Raw genomic sequence first — 13237 nt, 5'->3', positions numbered from 1 at the left:
GCGAATGGACCACGAAAAGGTCAACATCCTGCTCGTCGACGACCAGCCGGCCAAGCTGCTCGCCTATGAGGTGATCCTGAAGGAGCTCGGCGAGAACCTCGTGATCGCCTCGTCCGGACGCGAGGCGCTGGAGCTGCTGCTCAAGACCGAGATCGCGGTGATCCTGGTCGACGTCTGCATGCCCGAGCTCGACGGCTTCGAGCTCGCCGCAATGATCCGCGAGCATCCCCGCTTCCAGAAGACCGCGATGATCTTCATCTCCGCCATCCAGGTCAGCGACATCGACCGGTTGCGCGGCTACGAGATGGGCGCGGTCGACTACGTGCCGGTACCGGTCGTGCCGGAGGTGCTGCGCGCCAAGATCAAGGTGTTTGCCGAGCTCTACCGCAAGACCCGCGAGCTCGAACGTCTGAACCAGGAGCTCGAGGATCGCGTCCGCGCGCGCACCGCGGAATTGGAGAACTCAACCGCGAGGCTGCGCGAGAGCGAGCAGCGGCGCAGCATGGCGATCGCCGCCGGCAAGATGGGTTCCTGGGATTGGGACTGGATCAGCGGCGACTGGATGTGGGACGATGGGCAGTATCGCATCTTTGGCGTCAGCCCCGAGAGCTTCGAGGTCAACCCGGCCAACGTTCAGGCGCTGTTACATCCCGACGACGTCGATCAGTTGCGCAAGGCGATCGCCGAATTCAACAAGGGCGCGCGCGCCTACGAGACCGAGTTCCGCATTATCAGGCCCGACGGCGAAGTGCGCTGGTGCGTCGGCACGGCGGCAGCAACCGTGGACGATAGCAGTCGCGTCGTGCGCGTGAGCGGCGTCACCGTGGACATCACCGAACGCAAACGTGCCGAGGAACGGCAGAATCTGCTGGCGCGGGAAGTCGATCATCGCGCCAAGAATGCGTTGGCGCTGGCGCAGTCGATCGTGCGCCTCACCCGTGCCGACGAGGTCAAGGACTATGTCAACGCCGTCGAGGGACGGATCAATGCGCTGGCGCGCGTGCACACCATCCTGTCGCTGTCGAGCTGGCAGGGCGCCGAGCTCTCCAGGCTGATCGACGAGGAGCTTGCGCCCTATTCGCTCGGTGGCCAGATCATATTGGCGGGTCCGGAGGTCCAGTTGGTGCCGGCGACGGCCCAGACGCTGGCGCTCGCGCTGCACGAGCTCTTCACCAACTCAGCCAAGTATGGCGCCCTCTCGACCAGATCGGGACGGCTCACGATCGGCTGGCAGGTCGAGGATCAAGTGCTTACGCTGAGCTGGGAGGAATCCGGCGGTCCGCTCGTCATGACTCCGAAATCTCGCGGCTTCGGCACCCGAAGCCTGCTCGCGAGCGTCGAGTCCCAGCTCGGTGGACAGGCGCTGTTCGATTGGCGAGCCGAGGGCCTTTTGTGCCGTCTGGAGGTGCCGTTGACACGCAAGACGGCGGCGACAACCGCATCCAGCAAATTCGACGAGGCCAGCTCCGCCGAATTGCAGCGCGCATCCGGTTAGAGCGTTTTGCAGCGAAGTGAAGACTGTTTCGCGTCGAGAAAACGCGTCAAGACGAGAATCGAGAGCTTCCGTTTCGATTCAATCTGGATGACAAAGGCTCTAGCCGGACGCCGCGCTCGTCATACGCTGCGCCATCCGCGGTTCGCGCGCGACCCGGCCTTCGAGCCAGGCCTCCGTTCGGGCGAGATCGCGTAGCGCCCTGGCATAGCGGCGAGCCGCGCTTCGCTCCGCGCCCCGCGGCAGCTTGCGCGCTTTGCGCAGAATGTCCGCGGCGGCGTTGCGATAGGCCAGTGAGCGGTAAAGAAAGACTACCTTACCCATATCGAATGTCCCGTTTTGATGGCGCTCATCCTCGCAAGGCCGGCATGAACGTCGGATGAAGCCGGTGATGACAATTCCTTCATTTATTTGGAACCGGCGACTATGGCCCGCGTTTGCATGCCAAATCGGGATGCAGTCCCATGCGCGCAAAAAAGTCGTCGGACCTGGTCTCTCCTGCCGGCCTCATCAAGCTGATGACGCATGCGATGATGGGCGCGGCCCTCGGCCTCACCTTCAGTCTCGCGCTGATCCTGTGCAATCCCGCCGTCGCCAACCTGCTCAATCACGGTGGAAGCCAGGCCGCGATCGTTTTTGCCTTTACATTGGTGACGACGTTCGCGATCGGCGCGACCCTCACCGGCGTGGTGTTCATCCTCGCAGAGGACAAGCAATCTTGAAGCGTGCGTCAAGCGGGGCAGATGCTTTGTTGGGAACTCCTGCGATAAATGGCGGTTGGCTGCCTGCGTCAATTTAACTCAGGGAGTTCCTCACATGACAACGACCAAGCTCGCTCTCACCGTGATGTTGGCAACCGGTCTCGCCGCTGCACCGCTCGCCGCGCAGGCCAAATCGCACAAGGCGAAACACGGATCCTCGATGTCGTCATCGCAGACCACCGGCGCCAACACCAAGTCATCGAAGGGCGCGGATCCTTCCGGCCAGGGTGGCTCCGGTCCCGGATCGGACCAGGGCGGCACCATGACGAACAAGAGCAGCAAGGGCATGAGCAACACCAAGTAAGCTCGGGCGCCCATCTCAGACAAAAGCCCCGCGGCGGCGCGGGGCTTTTTTCGTCTCGATGATCGATCGGCAAATCGCGCGCCGTATCGGCGAGCGCCCGCGTCAGCTCATTGCGGCCGGCGCGCTTGGAGGTTGAGCCCGGGGCTCACAGAATTCGCCTTCACGAGATGCTCGAGCTGCGCGCGCTTGCGTCCGATCAGAAGTTGGGCCGCAGCATCATCGAGACCCGCGCGCTGCAATTGCCGGATGGCAGAGCCCAATTCGAGAATCTCGGCGCGCAACCTCAAGATCCGGTAAGTGTCCGGGTCTTCCTCCATGGCGCCCCCTCAAAGATTTCAGCGCCGCGTGTTCGTGCGCGCGGGATTGCCGACTGTCTTTAGCGAACGACGGCGCATCCGGTCGCGAACGTCAGGCAGCACGTCACTGCCTCCGGCAGCCTTCCATTCGCCGACCAGCAGATTGATCCTCCGGCGCAAATCCATTTGCGCCAGGGCCTGCTGGCTGCAATCGCGATCACCGTTGATGCGATCGCGCACGGCGGCCTCGACGTCGGCCATTTCCAGCCTCAAGATGCTGATTTTAGGCCGAATTTCATTAATTCTGTTGTCCATGGCTTGTTAGAACAAAATAAGAACATATAGTCAAGTCAGGATTTCAGGACGGAGAAGCCAGATGCAGGTTCAAGGTAAATACGACGCCAGGGTCTTCCTCACCGAGCAGATGACCCGGGCGCAGGGGCTAAGGCTGAAACGGCTAAGCGATGAGGCTTGTCAGCCCGCACAATTTGCGCGCGATCTGTCCTTCACCGAGGCCGCACGTCGCATCCAGGTGCTGGAAGCGGAGATCGACCTGGCGAATTCCTTCTAGGCTGCGTCGCGCATCTGGAACGTCAGATGCTCGCTTTCGGAACCATGCCTGGGTCGAATGGTTCTCCTCGGCCAAGGGAGAACATGCATGGCACGCAAGGCAAAGAAACGTCGCTACTCACGCAGCTCCGGCAGCGATGTCGAAAGCGAGATGCGACGCTACAAGAAGGGCACGGCAAAGAGCGGTCGCAAGGGCCGTGGCGGACGCGTGAAGAGTCGCAAGCAGGCGATCGCGATCGGACTGTCGAAGGCGCGCAAGAAGGGCAAGAAGGTCCCGAAGAAGGCATCGAAGAAGAAAGCGTCCAAGAAGAGGACGACGAAGAAGACCACCAAGAAGACAACCAAGAAATCGTCGAAGCGCAAATCCAGCAAGCGTTGACGCCGACCTGTCTCAGATCATGCTGCCCGGCATGAAGCAGCGGATCGAGACCCCAAAGGCTGTCTTCACCGGCCACACCATGGTGCGGCCGGCGCGGTTCGGCTCGGTGATGACGGCTTCATCAGGCACTTCGATCCACTCCCCGTCGAGACGCACGCGATAATGCCCGTTGTGCGACTCCCAATCGGGATCGGCGACGGCAAAACCATCTGCGTCCGAGCAGCACGGGCCGAGGTGGCTGCGCAGGCTGTCGAACCATGGCTTGAGGGGTGAGTCCGCGTAGCGGCCGTCATCACGACCGAGCGCGTTTCCGCCCCAAAGCACGAACGGCGCCGCGAGCAGCGCCCCCCTCAGCGAGAGCTTCAATCGATCCATGTCGGCACCGATCAAATGCGAACCACCGGCCAGTTCCACAAAACGGCGGCAAGTTCGAAGTTCCACGCTTGCAACCCGTGTTGGCGGCGTCGTTGCCGCGGCAGACCCGAGCTACTCCGACTGTGATGAGCGAACACGGCTTTTTCGGACGAACCCGGTCATCATCCCTGCCGTTAACGAGAATGTTATCGATGACCCCCTCCCGGGACTCTGAAGGCAAACGGACAAGGCGGCCCGAGGGCCGCCTTGTTTGAGTTTTGGCTGATCGATATTCGCCTCAGGCGAGCGGCACCGCCACGAACCTCGTCGCCTCCGCGCTTCTGACCTGCAACAGCACGCTGCGCTTGCCGGACGATTTGGCCTGCGCCAGCTCGGAGCGGACGTCGCCGACATTGGCGACCGCCTTGCCGCCGACATTGAGGATGACGTCGCCGGTCTGGATGCCGCGCTGCGCCGCCGGCCCTTGCGGATCGACTTCGGTGACGACAACGCCCTTCTGGCCAGCGCCCTGGACGTCACCGGCCGGAGCCAGGCCGAGCCCGAGACGCGGTGTGCCGTCGTTCGGCTGCCCCTTGCCCTCGTCAGCGCTGCCATTTCCTTTGGCCTGCCGCTCGTTCGGCAGCTCGCCGAGTGCGAGCGTCAGCGTCTTGGTGGCGCCCTTGTGGAAGACGTCGAGCTTCACCGAGCTGCCCGGCGCCAGGGTGGCGATGGTACGGGCGAGGTCGCGGGAGTCCTTGATCGCGGTGCCGTTGACGGCGGTGATGACGTCACTCGCCTCGATGCCGGCCTTGGCCGCCGGGCTGCCGTCCTGCGGGCTGTCGACGATGGCGCCGCGCGCCTCCTTCAGCCCGAGGCTGTCGGCGATCTCGGCGGTGACCGGCTGCACCTGCACGCCGAGCCAGCCGCGGGTGACCGCGCCCTTGTCCTTCAGCTGCGCGACGACGAGTTTTGCGGTCGAGGCCGGGATGTCGAAGCCGATGCCGACCGAGCCGCCGGAGGGCGAGAAGATCGCAGTGTTCACGCCGATCACGTTGCCGCTCATGTCGAAGGCCGGGCCGCCGGAATTGCCCTTGTTGATGGGTGCATCGATCTGGATGAAGTCGTCATAGGGACCATTGCCGATGTCGCGGCCGCTGGCCGAGACGATGCCGGCAGTCACGGTGCCGCCGAGGCCGAAGGGATTGCCGACCGCGACCACCCAGTCGCCGACGCGGGGCTTCTGGTCGGCGAATGTGACAAACGGGAAGTCCTTCTTGCCATCGACCTTGATCAGCGCGAGATCCGTCTTCGGATCGGTGCCGACGACCTTCGCGGTGTAGCTCGTGCCGTCATCCATCGTCACCTGCACCGAGGTGGCGTGGTCGACAACGTGGTTGTTGGTCACGGCATAGCCGTCGGCGGAGATGAAGAAGCCGGAGCCTTCGCCCGTGACCATCTGATGGCGCTGGCGCGGCATGCCGTTCATGCCGCCCGGGCCACGGAAGCCGAACTGTCGTGAGAACTGATCGAACGGCGTCTCCTCGTCCGAATCCATCCGGTTCTGTTGCAGCATGGCGCTCTTGTCGTTGGCCTGGTCGATCTTGACCCGCACCGAGATGACGGCGGGCTTGACCTTGCTGACGAGGTCACCGAAGCCCGGCGGCGTCGTGGCGGATTCCGCGGCCTGGGCCGGGGCAATGAAGGAGTTCAGAGCGAACGGCGAAGAGCCGGGAGAAGCCGCCAGCACGGCCACGCCGAGCGCGGCCACGGTGCCGAGCAGCGCGAGCCGGCGCGGCCTCAAGATCTTGCGGGACGTCGAGGTGTCGGAATTGACGCGGTCGTTCATGTCGAAATGTCCATGTTGGAAGTGTCGCCTTGCATCCAACATGGACATCGTCACCTTACGGCGTCCCGTCCGTCCGATTAAATCTTGGCAAAGAATGTGCGAGCGTGCGGCCGCGGCAAGTCGTCCTTGCGCATTTGATGCAGCTCAACGCGGGTACTTCCGGCAGTGAAAGACTGCAGCCACCGGATGATGTTCATCGGAGGCGGCCCATGTACAAAGACATTCTCGTCCACATCCCCACCGAACGTCCCATGCGCTCCGCGATCGAAGGCTCGATTTCGCTCGCGGCACAGTTCAACGCTCATCTCGACGCGGTCGCGGTCGGCTATGTCGCAACCAGCGCGGCTTACGTGATGGAAGGCGGCGCCGCGGTGGCCGCCGTGTTCGAGCTGGAACGCGAGCGCGCGCTGGAGCGGGCCGAGGCCGCGCTCGCCGTGTTCGGAATCGAAGCGGCGAACGCCGGCATCTCCTCCGCCTGCCGCCCGCTCGGCGGGATCCCGGTGGATGCAGCCGGCTCGCTCGGCGAGATGGCGCGGCTGCACGACCTCAGCGTCGTGGTCCAGCCCGATCCGGTGCAAGGCTCCTTCGACAACGACGTGCCGCGCGAGATCCTGTTCCAGGCGGGCGGCCCGGTGCTGTTGCTGCCCTACACCTTCCAGGGAGTTTTCAAGGCGGGGCGGATCGGCATCTGCTGGGACGGCAGCCGCCTCGCCGCCCGCGCCGTGCACGACGCAGCACCGTTCCTGGCGCGCGCCGATGAGGTCGTGATCATCACCATCAGCGAGGCCAACGCGGCCCCCGACGAAGCTTCAGCGGGCGGTTTGGCAAGACATCTCGGCCGGCGCGGACTGTCGACCCGCACGATCGGCCTGTCGGCGACGCGCGCCAACATCCAGCCCACCATCCTGTCGCTGGCGGCAGACGAGGGCCTCGATCTCCTGGTGATGGGCGGTTACGGCCATTCGCGATTGCAGGAGCGCGTTCTCGGCGGCGTCACCCGAGCCATGCTGGAAGCCATGACGGTCCCGACGCTGATGTCGCATTGAGCCGGGCCGGCCCCGTCACGCCGCGACCGGGGTCTCCCATGTCGCGGGCGCTGCGGCGCCCTCGTCGTGTGGCACGTTGCACGCGTCGAAATGCGCCTTGAGTTCGACCTCGGCGAGATATTCGAAATGTTCGGCTTGGCCGAGGAGTTCCCAGTTCTGAAGCGGCCGGTAGGCCGCCTGCTGACGACAGAGGGACGCCAGCGCCCGGTAGCGACGTACGTTCTCCATGAGACCCTCCCTCGCACTCACAAGATTTATTGCCCCTATTTGCGTCAGGCCGATGGCGGTTATGCAAAAGATTTGCTGCGCCCGTCGCGCGCCTGCTCTCGGCTCCGCTGTCAGGAAATATATGTCCGAGCCAAGGTTCCAAACGGGTGTCGACTGACGCGCGGAATCCCGCCACCGGATCCAGGGGCTAGGCGTAGAGCCGGCGCTCTACGGTCACGCCGACCAGGTCGAGATAGCGATCGATCGGGTCGGGCCGGCCGACCAGATAGCCCTGCATCTCCTCGCAGGCCTCGCGCACCAGGAAGGCACGCTGCGCTTCCGTCTCCACCCCTTCGGCGATGACCGGGATATTCAGGGCGTGCGCGAGGCTCAGGACCGCGCGGACAATCGCGGCCGATTGCGGCGTCGCCTCGAGATTGGAGATGAAACCGCGATCGATCTTGATCTTGTCGAACGGAAACGACTGCAGATAGGACAGCGAGGAATACCCGGTGCCGAAATCGTCCATTGCGATGCGGACGCCGCGCGCCTTCAGCCGCCGCAGCAGATCGAGCGCGCGGGTGAAATCGCCGATCAGCACCCCTCGGTGATCTCGACCTCGAGCCGCGTCGGGGCAAGCCCCGTCTCCAGCAGGATCTGGTGGATCGAACGTTCGAGATCGCCGGCCTGGAACTGGACCGGCGACAGATTGACGGCGACCTGCAGCGGCCGCGGCCAGGATGCCGCCTCGCGGCACGCTTCCCGCAAGACCCATTCGCCGATCTGGACGATCAGCCCGTTCTCCTCGGCAAGCGGAATGAACTGATCCGGCGACACGAAGCCCCGCGTCGGGTGGTTCCAGCGCAGCAGGGCCTCGAAGCCGATCACCTCGCCATCCACCCGCGCCTGCGGCTGGAAATAGACCAGGAACTGGTTCTGCTCCAGTGCCTGTCGCAGATCGTGCTGCAACAGCCTGCGATCGCGCAGCTCCCGGTCCATCTCGGACTCGAACAAGCTGACCCGCCCCCTGCCCTCGCGTTTGGCACGATAGAGTGCTGCATCGGCGTTGGCGAGCAGCGTGGCGGCATTCACGCCGTCGTCCGGATAAAACGCGATGCCGATGCTGAGGCCGACATGGGGAAGATAGTCGTCGACCTCGAGCTCCTTGCCGATCGTCTCGACCAGGCGCTCGGCGAGCGCCAGAACCTCCTCACGCCTGATGTCGTCGGGCATCAGGATCATGAACTCGTCGCCGCCGATACGAGCGACGAAGGCGCCGTCGGCTTCCGCGGCAAGCCGGTCCGCCGCCGTCCGCATCAGCATGTCGCCGACGGGATGGCCGAATACGTCGTTGACCTCCTTGAAGCGGTCGAGATCGAGGCTGAGCACGGCAAAACTGGTCGCCGCCTCCTGCGCCCGATCCAACCGCTCGCCGAGCGCGGCGTTGAAGGCGCTACGGTTCGGCAAGTCGGTCAGCACGTCATGATGCGCGAGGTGACTGATGCGTTCCTGGGTGTTGACGCGCTCGGTGACGTCCTCGATCACGCCGACCAGATATTGCGGATCGCCGGCATCGTCGGTGATCAGCATCTTTCGCGAGTTGACGACCCGGTCGTGCCCCTTGACGCCGATTTCGAGCAGATGCTCCTCGAGGAACATCGGCATCCCGCTGGCAACGACCCTGCGGTCTTGCTCGTTGACCATGCGGGCAACATCTGCGGGGAATATCTCGTCGGGAGTCCTGCCCAGCATCTGCTCGCGCTGCAGGCCATAATAGTTCTCGCCGGCGCGGTTGAGCAGGATGTAACGGGAATCCTTCGCGCACTTCGCGAACACGGCGATCGGGATGTTCTCGACGATGGTGTCCAGGAACTCACGGGTCCGCAGCAGGTCTTCCTCGACCTCGTCGTGAGTCTGCGCACGTGCGTCGATCATCCGCCGGCGCTCGCGATCACTCGCCTCATACGCTGCGCTGACGAGCTCGCCCAGCTTGGCGAGGTCGACCTGTCCGGCCGCGTCGGTGGCGCAACGAAGCTGCTCGGCGAACAAGCGATGCATACTCATGCCATCGCTCCACGCCGCATGCAGGCCTCATGCCCGCAGATCTCGATCCGCATCCCCGCGCTCTCTAGCGTTTCTCAATCGAAGATTGCGGCGCATAGCGTTGCCCGGGAGTTAATCGAGCCTTCGTCTCCGGCGCATTGGTTACCCCGGCCTGAAGAGGCGAGCACTCCTGCGCGATATTCTCCGTGGAACCCCGGAGACAAGTGACACGTGCTGGCACAACCGGAAAGGCGCCGCCTTCGTGTCCCTTGGTCTAGCGGATGCGCGCGCCTTCACCGAGGCGCATCGGATGCGCGGCATTGTCCTGCAGCTTCGGAACCCGGCCGGCCTCGGCGGCGACGCGAATGGCTGCGATATTGGCCGCATATTCGGCGGCGCTCTTGCCGCGAAACACCGCGGAACCCGCCACAAGCGTATCGGCGCCCGCGGCCGCCACCGCAGCGGCATTATCACGCGTGATGCCGCCGTCGACCTCGAGCCGGATCGGCCGGTCGCCGATCATGGTTTTGATCCGTTCGATTTTCTCAAGCTGGGATTCGAGGAAGGACTGGCCGCCAAATCCTGGATTGACTGTCATCACCAGCACGAGATCGACGCGATCGAGCACATAGGCGATCGCGCTCTCGGGAGTGGCCGGACACAGGCTGACGCCGGCCTTCTTGCCGAGCGCACGGATCGCCTGGAGTGAGCGGTCGAGATGCGGGCCGGCTTCGGCATGCACCGTGATGACGTCGGCGCCTGCCTTCGCGAACGCTTCGAGATAGGGATCGACAGGCGCGATCATCAGATGAACGTCGAACACCTTCTTCGTCAGCGGACGGATCGCCTTGATGACGTCGGCGCCATAACTGATGTTGGGGACGAAATGCCCGTCCATGATGTCGCAATGGATCCAGTCGGCGCCGGCCGTGTCGATTGCCGCGATCTCCTCGCCGAGGCGCGCGAAATCCGCGGCCAGAATCGAGGGAGCGATGATGATCTCTCTGGTCATGGCTTTGCACTCCCCGCATCGGCGCCGCCGCTGAAGACGCGGCTCGCCAGGACGTCCATGGGATCGATGGTTTCGAGGTCGGCGACATCGAGCATGCGGTCGAGATCGGACACCAGGCGATCGGCCTGCCGCAGCCGGATGCGGTCGACGGCGTTGCGGATCGAGCGCGCATTGGAGAAGAACGGCTGCGTCCGGCGCAGTGCGATGTATTTCTCGAACGCCTCGCGCGCCGTGGCCGAGAAGCGATAGCCGCGCTCCTTCAGCATCAGCTCGGCGATGACGAGCAGCTCGGCTTCGGCATAGTCCGGAAATTCGATATGATGGGCGATGCGTGAACGGAAGCCGGGGTTGGAGGCGAAGAAGCTCGTCATCCGTTCGCCATAGCCGGCGAGGATCACGACGAGGTCTTCGCGCTGGTTCTCCATCACCTGGAGCAGGATCTCGATCGCTTCCTGGCCGTAGTCGCGCTCGTTGTCGGGGCGATGGAGGTAATAGGCCTCATCGATGAACAACACGCCGCCCATCGCCTTCTTCAAGATCTCCTTCGTCTTCGGCGCGGTGTGGCCGATGTATTGACCGACGAGATCGTCGCGCGTGACCGAGATCACCTGCCCGCGCCGCACGAAGCCGAGACCGTGCAGGATCTTGGCCATGCGCAGCGCCACCGTGGTCTTGCCGGTGCCGGGATTGCCGGTGAACGACATGTGCAGCGTCGGCGGCGCGGAGGCCAGGCCCGCGCGCTGCCGGATGCGTTCGATCAGCAGCAGCGAGGCGATCTGGCGCACGCGGTTCTTGACCGGCTTCAGGCCGATCAGCTCCTGCTCGAGCTGCTGCAGCGTGTCGGTGATCCCGGCAGCTTCGGCTTCCTTGCGGAGATCGAAACTGGTCTCGCTGAGCTCAGTCGTGGTTGCGTGGGGAACGTCCAGCATAGCTACCCTCGAAGAAAAGAGCTTCGCCGCCGGGAGCGGCGAAGCAGTGGTCCGCCAAGGAAAACGGAGCAGGGAGAGCTCCGCGCGGAAGCGGATGGCTTTAAGTTGACGCGTGCGTGGCCGGCCTTCGCACGGTGGTGTACCGGATCGCGCGGCCGCCGACTTCCTGCCGCACCAGCTCGAATTCCGCTTCTTGCGGCGGCCGGTTGACGAGGAAGGAGATCCGCACCGACTCCCAGCCATGGCTGGAGTCGAAGCCACTGATGCGGATGTAGCGGTCGCCATACACCCTGCGGCACTCCGCGAGCTCCATCATCACGCCGGCGGCGTCCTGAAGGTCGAACATCGGCAGGCCCCACATCTCCCAATAGGTATTGCGGGGATGGGGATCGTCGGTGAACTCGATGTTCACCGCCCAGCCGTTTCCAAGGCAATATTGCACCTGCTTGGCGATCTGGTCGTCGGTGAGATCCGGCAGGAACGAAAAGCAACCCTGAGTGAGTTTCATGCTGCGTCTCCTCAAACGGTTTCGAGCGCGGTCGGCACGAAGTCCGGCGTGTCGGTGGATTGATAGTTGAAGGTCACGTCCTTCCAGACCTCCAGCGCCGCCTTCAGCGGCGTGCAGGTCTCGGCCGCCCTGGCCAGGATCTCCGGACCCTCGTGGACGTAATCGCGGCCCTCGTTGCGGGCGAGGATCATCGCTTCCAGTGCCACGCGGTTGGCGATCGCGCCTGCCGCAATCCCCATGGGGTGGCCGATGGTGCCGCCGCCGAACTGCAGCACGACGTCTTCGCCCAGGAGGTCCAGCAGCTGATGCATCTGGCCGGCATGGATGCCGCCGGAGGCAACCGGCATCATCTTGTTGAGGCTCGCCCAGGACTGGTCGAAGAACAGGCCGTGCTCGAGCCTAGTCGGATTGAAGTCCTCGCGGCAGACGTCGTAGTAGCCGCGCGTGGTGTTGGGATCGCCTTCCAGTTTGCCGACCACCGTGCCGGCATGGATATGGTCGACGCCGGCAAGGCGCATCCACTTGGCGATGACGCGGAACGACACGCCATGGCTCTTCTGCCGCGTATAGGTCGAGTGACCGGCGCGATGCAGATGCAGGATCATGTCATTGCGCCGCGCCCATTTCGCCATCGACTGGATCGCAGTGTAGCCGATCACGAGGTCGATCATGACAATGCAGGACCCGAGCTCCTTGGCGAACTCCGCGCGCTCGTACATGTCTTCCATCGTGCCCGCGGTGACGTTCAGGTACGTGCCCTTCACCTCACCGGAGGCCGCCTGCGCGCGGTTCACGGCTTCCATGCAGTACAGGAAGCGATCGCGCCAGTGCATGAAGGGCTGCGAGTTGATGTTCTCGTCGTCCTTGGTGAAATCGAGCCCGCCCTTCAGCGCCTCGTAGACCACGCGGCCATAGTTGCGGCCCGAAAGCCCGAGCTTCGGCTTCACCGTGGCACCCAGCAACGGCCGGCCGAACTTGTCCAGCCGCTCGCGCTCGACCACGATGCCGGTCGCCGGCCCCTGGAACGTCTTCACATAGGCGACGGGGAAGCGCATGTCTTCGAGCCGCAGCGCCTTCAGTGGCTTGAAGCCGAACACGTTGCCGATGATCGAGGCCGAGAGGTTTGCGATCGAGCCCGGCTCGAACAAATCGAGGTCATAGGCAATGTAGGCGAAGTACGAGCCCGGCGTACCCGGCACCGGATCGACGCGGTAGCACTTTGCGCGATATTTCTCCGCCGCGGTCAGGCGATCGGTCCACACCACGGTCCAGGTCGCGGTCGAGGATTCGCCGGCGACTGCGGCCGACGCCTCGATCGGATCGACGCCTTCCTGCGGCGTGACGCGAAACAGCGCGATCACGTCGGTGTCCTTTGGCGTGTAGTCGGGCTCCCAATAGCCCATGCGCTTGTATTCCATCACACCGGAGCGATAGCGCTCTTTGCCGCGGACCGTGCCTGCATGTGCGTTCATGTCTCTCTCCTGCTGTTT

At 64.0% G+C, this 13237-nt stretch carries 18 protein-coding genes; 6 read left to right on the top strand and 12 right to left on the bottom strand.

All coding sequences use genetic code 11. The features are described from left to right. The first annotated feature begins 4 nt into the window (after nucleotides 1-4). Nucleotides 5-1495, top strand: coding sequence for an HWE histidine kinase domain-containing protein (locus IVB26_RS11795; protein WP_247971810.1), 1491 nt, complete (start codon nucleotides 5-7; stop codon nucleotides 1493-1495). Nucleotides 1496-1594: 99 nt separating this feature from the next. Here IVB26_RS11795 and IVB26_RS11790 read toward each other — a convergent pair whose 3' ends face one another. Then, nucleotides 1595-1816: a hypothetical protein gene (locus IVB26_RS11790; RefSeq protein ID WP_247325984.1), complete on the bottom strand. Its 222-nt coding sequence runs from the start codon at nucleotides 1814-1816 to the stop codon at nucleotides 1595-1597. A gap of 140 nt (nucleotides 1817-1956) precedes the next feature. Between IVB26_RS11790 and IVB26_RS11785 the strand changes: the two genes are divergently transcribed. Continuing rightward, complete coding sequence (locus tag IVB26_RS11785; protein ID WP_247971809.1) at nucleotides 1957-2214, top strand: hypothetical protein; 258 nt, start codon at nucleotides 1957-1959, stop codon at nucleotides 2212-2214. A 94-nt stretch (nucleotides 2215-2308) separates the two neighbouring features. Next, entirely contained in the window at nucleotides 2309-2557 is a 249-nt protein-coding gene (locus IVB26_RS11780; protein ID WP_247971808.1) for a hypothetical protein, read from the top strand. A 107-nt stretch (nucleotides 2558-2664) separates the two neighbouring features. Here the strand turns inward: IVB26_RS11780 and IVB26_RS11775 are convergent, their stop codons facing one another. Both IVB26_RS11775 and IVB26_RS11770 read right to left on the bottom strand, forming a co-directional pair. Then, on the bottom strand, nucleotides 2665-2874 hold the full coding sequence (locus IVB26_RS11775) for a hypothetical protein (protein WP_247971807.1): 210 nt from the start codon (nucleotides 2872-2874) through the stop codon (nucleotides 2665-2667). A gap of 18 nt (nucleotides 2875-2892) precedes the next feature. Continuing rightward, nucleotides 2893-3114: a hypothetical protein gene (locus IVB26_RS11770; protein WP_247971806.1), complete on the bottom strand. Its 222-nt coding sequence runs from the start codon at nucleotides 3112-3114 to the stop codon at nucleotides 2893-2895. Between the two features lie 115 nt (nucleotides 3115-3229). On the opposite strand from IVB26_RS11770, the gene IVB26_RS11765 reads away from it, so the two are divergent. Continuing rightward, nucleotides 3230-3424, top strand: a complete 195-nt coding sequence (locus IVB26_RS11765) for a DUF3072 domain-containing protein (protein WP_247971805.1) — start codon at nucleotides 3230-3232, stop codon at nucleotides 3422-3424. 87 nt (nucleotides 3425-3511) lie between these two features. Then, on the top strand, nucleotides 3512-3802 hold the full coding sequence (locus IVB26_RS11760; RefSeq protein WP_247971804.1) for a DUF6496 domain-containing protein: 291 nt from the start codon (nucleotides 3512-3514) through the stop codon (nucleotides 3800-3802). Nucleotides 3803-3814: 12 nt separating this feature from the next. Here IVB26_RS11760 and IVB26_RS11755 read toward each other — a convergent pair whose 3' ends face one another. After that, a complete protein-coding gene (locus IVB26_RS11755; RefSeq protein WP_247971803.1) occupies nucleotides 3815-4177 on the bottom strand; it encodes a hypothetical protein in 363 nt (120 codons plus the stop codon). A gap of 277 nt (nucleotides 4178-4454) precedes the next feature. Beyond that, nucleotides 4455-6002, bottom strand: a complete 1548-nt coding sequence (locus tag IVB26_RS11750; protein ID WP_247971802.1) for a Do family serine endopeptidase — start codon at nucleotides 6000-6002, stop codon at nucleotides 4455-4457. 209 nt (nucleotides 6003-6211) lie between these two features. Here IVB26_RS11750 and IVB26_RS11745 point away from each other — a divergent pair, with 209 nt between their 5' ends. Next, nucleotides 6212-7048: a universal stress protein gene (locus IVB26_RS11745; RefSeq protein ID WP_247971801.1), complete on the top strand. Its 837-nt coding sequence runs from the start codon at nucleotides 6212-6214 to the stop codon at nucleotides 7046-7048. A gap of 15 nt (nucleotides 7049-7063) precedes the next feature. On the opposite strand, the gene IVB26_RS11740 is transcribed toward IVB26_RS11745, so the two are convergent. From IVB26_RS11740 to IVB26_RS11715, 7 genes are all read right to left on the bottom strand, one after another. Then, a complete protein-coding gene (locus tag IVB26_RS11740) occupies nucleotides 7064-7276 on the bottom strand; it encodes a hypothetical protein (protein ID WP_247971800.1) in 213 nt (70 codons plus the stop codon). Nucleotides 7277-7463: 187 nt separating this feature from the next. Further along, a complete protein-coding gene (locus IVB26_RS42945; RefSeq protein WP_253075755.1) occupies nucleotides 7464-7856 on the bottom strand; it encodes an EAL domain-containing protein in 393 nt (130 codons plus the stop codon). Next, entirely contained in the window at nucleotides 7850-9319 is a 1470-nt protein-coding gene (locus IVB26_RS11735) for a putative bifunctional diguanylate cyclase/phosphodiesterase (protein WP_253075754.1), read from the bottom strand. Before IVB26_RS11735 ends, IVB26_RS42945 begins: the two co-directional genes overlap by 7 nt. A gap of 253 nt (nucleotides 9320-9572) precedes the next feature. After that, a complete protein-coding gene (gene rpe, locus IVB26_RS11730) occupies nucleotides 9573-10310 on the bottom strand; it encodes a ribulose-phosphate 3-epimerase (protein ID WP_247971799.1) in 738 nt (245 codons plus the stop codon). Continuing rightward, nucleotides 10307-11239 carry a CbbX protein gene (gene cbbX, locus IVB26_RS11725; protein WP_247971798.1) on the bottom strand — a complete coding sequence of 311 codons (933 nt, stop codon included), beginning with the start codon at nucleotides 11237-11239 and terminating at the stop codon, nucleotides 10307-10309. The genes rpe and cbbX overlap by 4 nt, the downstream gene beginning before the upstream one ends. 100 nt (nucleotides 11240-11339) lie before the next feature. Beyond that, nucleotides 11340-11747, bottom strand: a complete 408-nt coding sequence (locus tag IVB26_RS11720; RefSeq protein ID WP_247971797.1) for a ribulose bisphosphate carboxylase small subunit — start codon at nucleotides 11745-11747, stop codon at nucleotides 11340-11342. Between the two features lie 11 nt (nucleotides 11748-11758). Further along, nucleotides 11759-13219 carry a form I ribulose bisphosphate carboxylase large subunit gene (locus tag IVB26_RS11715; protein WP_247971796.1) on the bottom strand — a complete coding sequence of 487 codons (1461 nt, stop codon included), beginning with the start codon at nucleotides 13217-13219 and terminating at the stop codon, nucleotides 11759-11761. Nucleotides 13220-13237: the final 18 nt, after the last annotated feature.

It is taken from the genome of Bradyrhizobium sp. 195, from assembly GCF_023101665.1.
GTDB lineage: Bacteria > Pseudomonadota > Alphaproteobacteria > Rhizobiales > Xanthobacteraceae > Bradyrhizobium.
This window is presented reverse-complemented; position numbering and strand designations above follow the sequence as displayed.

Excerpts from the sequence above, each read along its gene's own strand:
- IVB26_RS11795 (WP_247971810.1), top strand. The coding sequence starts at position 5 with ATGGACCACGAAAAGGTCAACATCCTGCTCGTCGACGACCAGCCGGCC.
- IVB26_RS11790 (WP_247325984.1), bottom strand. The coding sequence starts at position 1,816 with ATGGGTAAGGTAGTCTTTCTTTACCGCTCACTGGCCTATCGCAACGCC.
- IVB26_RS11785 (WP_247971809.1), top strand. The coding sequence starts at position 1,957 with ATGCGCGCAAAAAAGTCGTCGGACCTGGTCTCTCCTGCCGGCCTCATC.
- IVB26_RS11780 (WP_247971808.1), top strand. The coding sequence starts at position 2,309 with ATGACAACGACCAAGCTCGCTCTCACCGTGATGTTGGCAACCGGTCTC.
- IVB26_RS11775 (WP_247971807.1), bottom strand. The coding sequence starts at position 2,874 with ATGGAGGAAGACCCGGACACTTACCGGATCTTGAGGTTGCGCGCCGAG.
- IVB26_RS11770 (WP_247971806.1), bottom strand. The coding sequence starts at position 3,114 with ATGGCCGACGTCGAGGCCGCCGTGCGCGATCGCATCAACGGTGATCGC.
- IVB26_RS11765 (WP_247971805.1), top strand. The coding sequence starts at position 3,230 with ATGCAGGTTCAAGGTAAATACGACGCCAGGGTCTTCCTCACCGAGCAG.
- IVB26_RS11760 (WP_247971804.1), top strand. The coding sequence starts at position 3,512 with ATGGCACGCAAGGCAAAGAAACGTCGCTACTCACGCAGCTCCGGCAGC.
- IVB26_RS11755 (WP_247971803.1), bottom strand. The coding sequence starts at position 4,177 with ATGGATCGATTGAAGCTCTCGCTGAGGGGGGCGCTGCTCGCGGCGCCG.
- IVB26_RS11750 (WP_247971802.1), bottom strand. The coding sequence starts at position 6,002 with ATGAACGACCGCGTCAATTCCGACACCTCGACGTCCCGCAAGATCTTG.
- IVB26_RS11745 (WP_247971801.1), top strand. The coding sequence starts at position 6,212 with ATGTACAAAGACATTCTCGTCCACATCCCCACCGAACGTCCCATGCGC.
- IVB26_RS11740 (WP_247971800.1), bottom strand. The coding sequence starts at position 7,276 with ATGGAGAACGTACGTCGCTACCGGGCGCTGGCGTCCCTCTGTCGTCAG.
- IVB26_RS11735 (WP_253075754.1), bottom strand. The coding sequence starts at position 9,319 with ATGAGTATGCATCGCTTGTTCGCCGAGCAGCTTCGTTGCGCCACCGAC.
- rpe (WP_247971799.1), bottom strand. The coding sequence starts at position 10,310 with ATGACCAGAGAGATCATCATCGCTCCCTCGATTCTGGCCGCGGATTTC.
- cbbX (WP_247971798.1), bottom strand. The coding sequence starts at position 11,239 with ATGCTGGACGTTCCCCACGCAACCACGACTGAGCTCAGCGAGACCAGT.
- IVB26_RS11720 (WP_247971797.1), bottom strand. The coding sequence starts at position 11,747 with ATGAAACTCACTCAGGGTTGCTTTTCGTTCCTGCCGGATCTCACCGAC.
- IVB26_RS11715 (WP_247971796.1), bottom strand. The coding sequence starts at position 13,219 with ATGAACGCACATGCAGGCACGGTCCGCGGCAAAGAGCGCTATCGCTCC.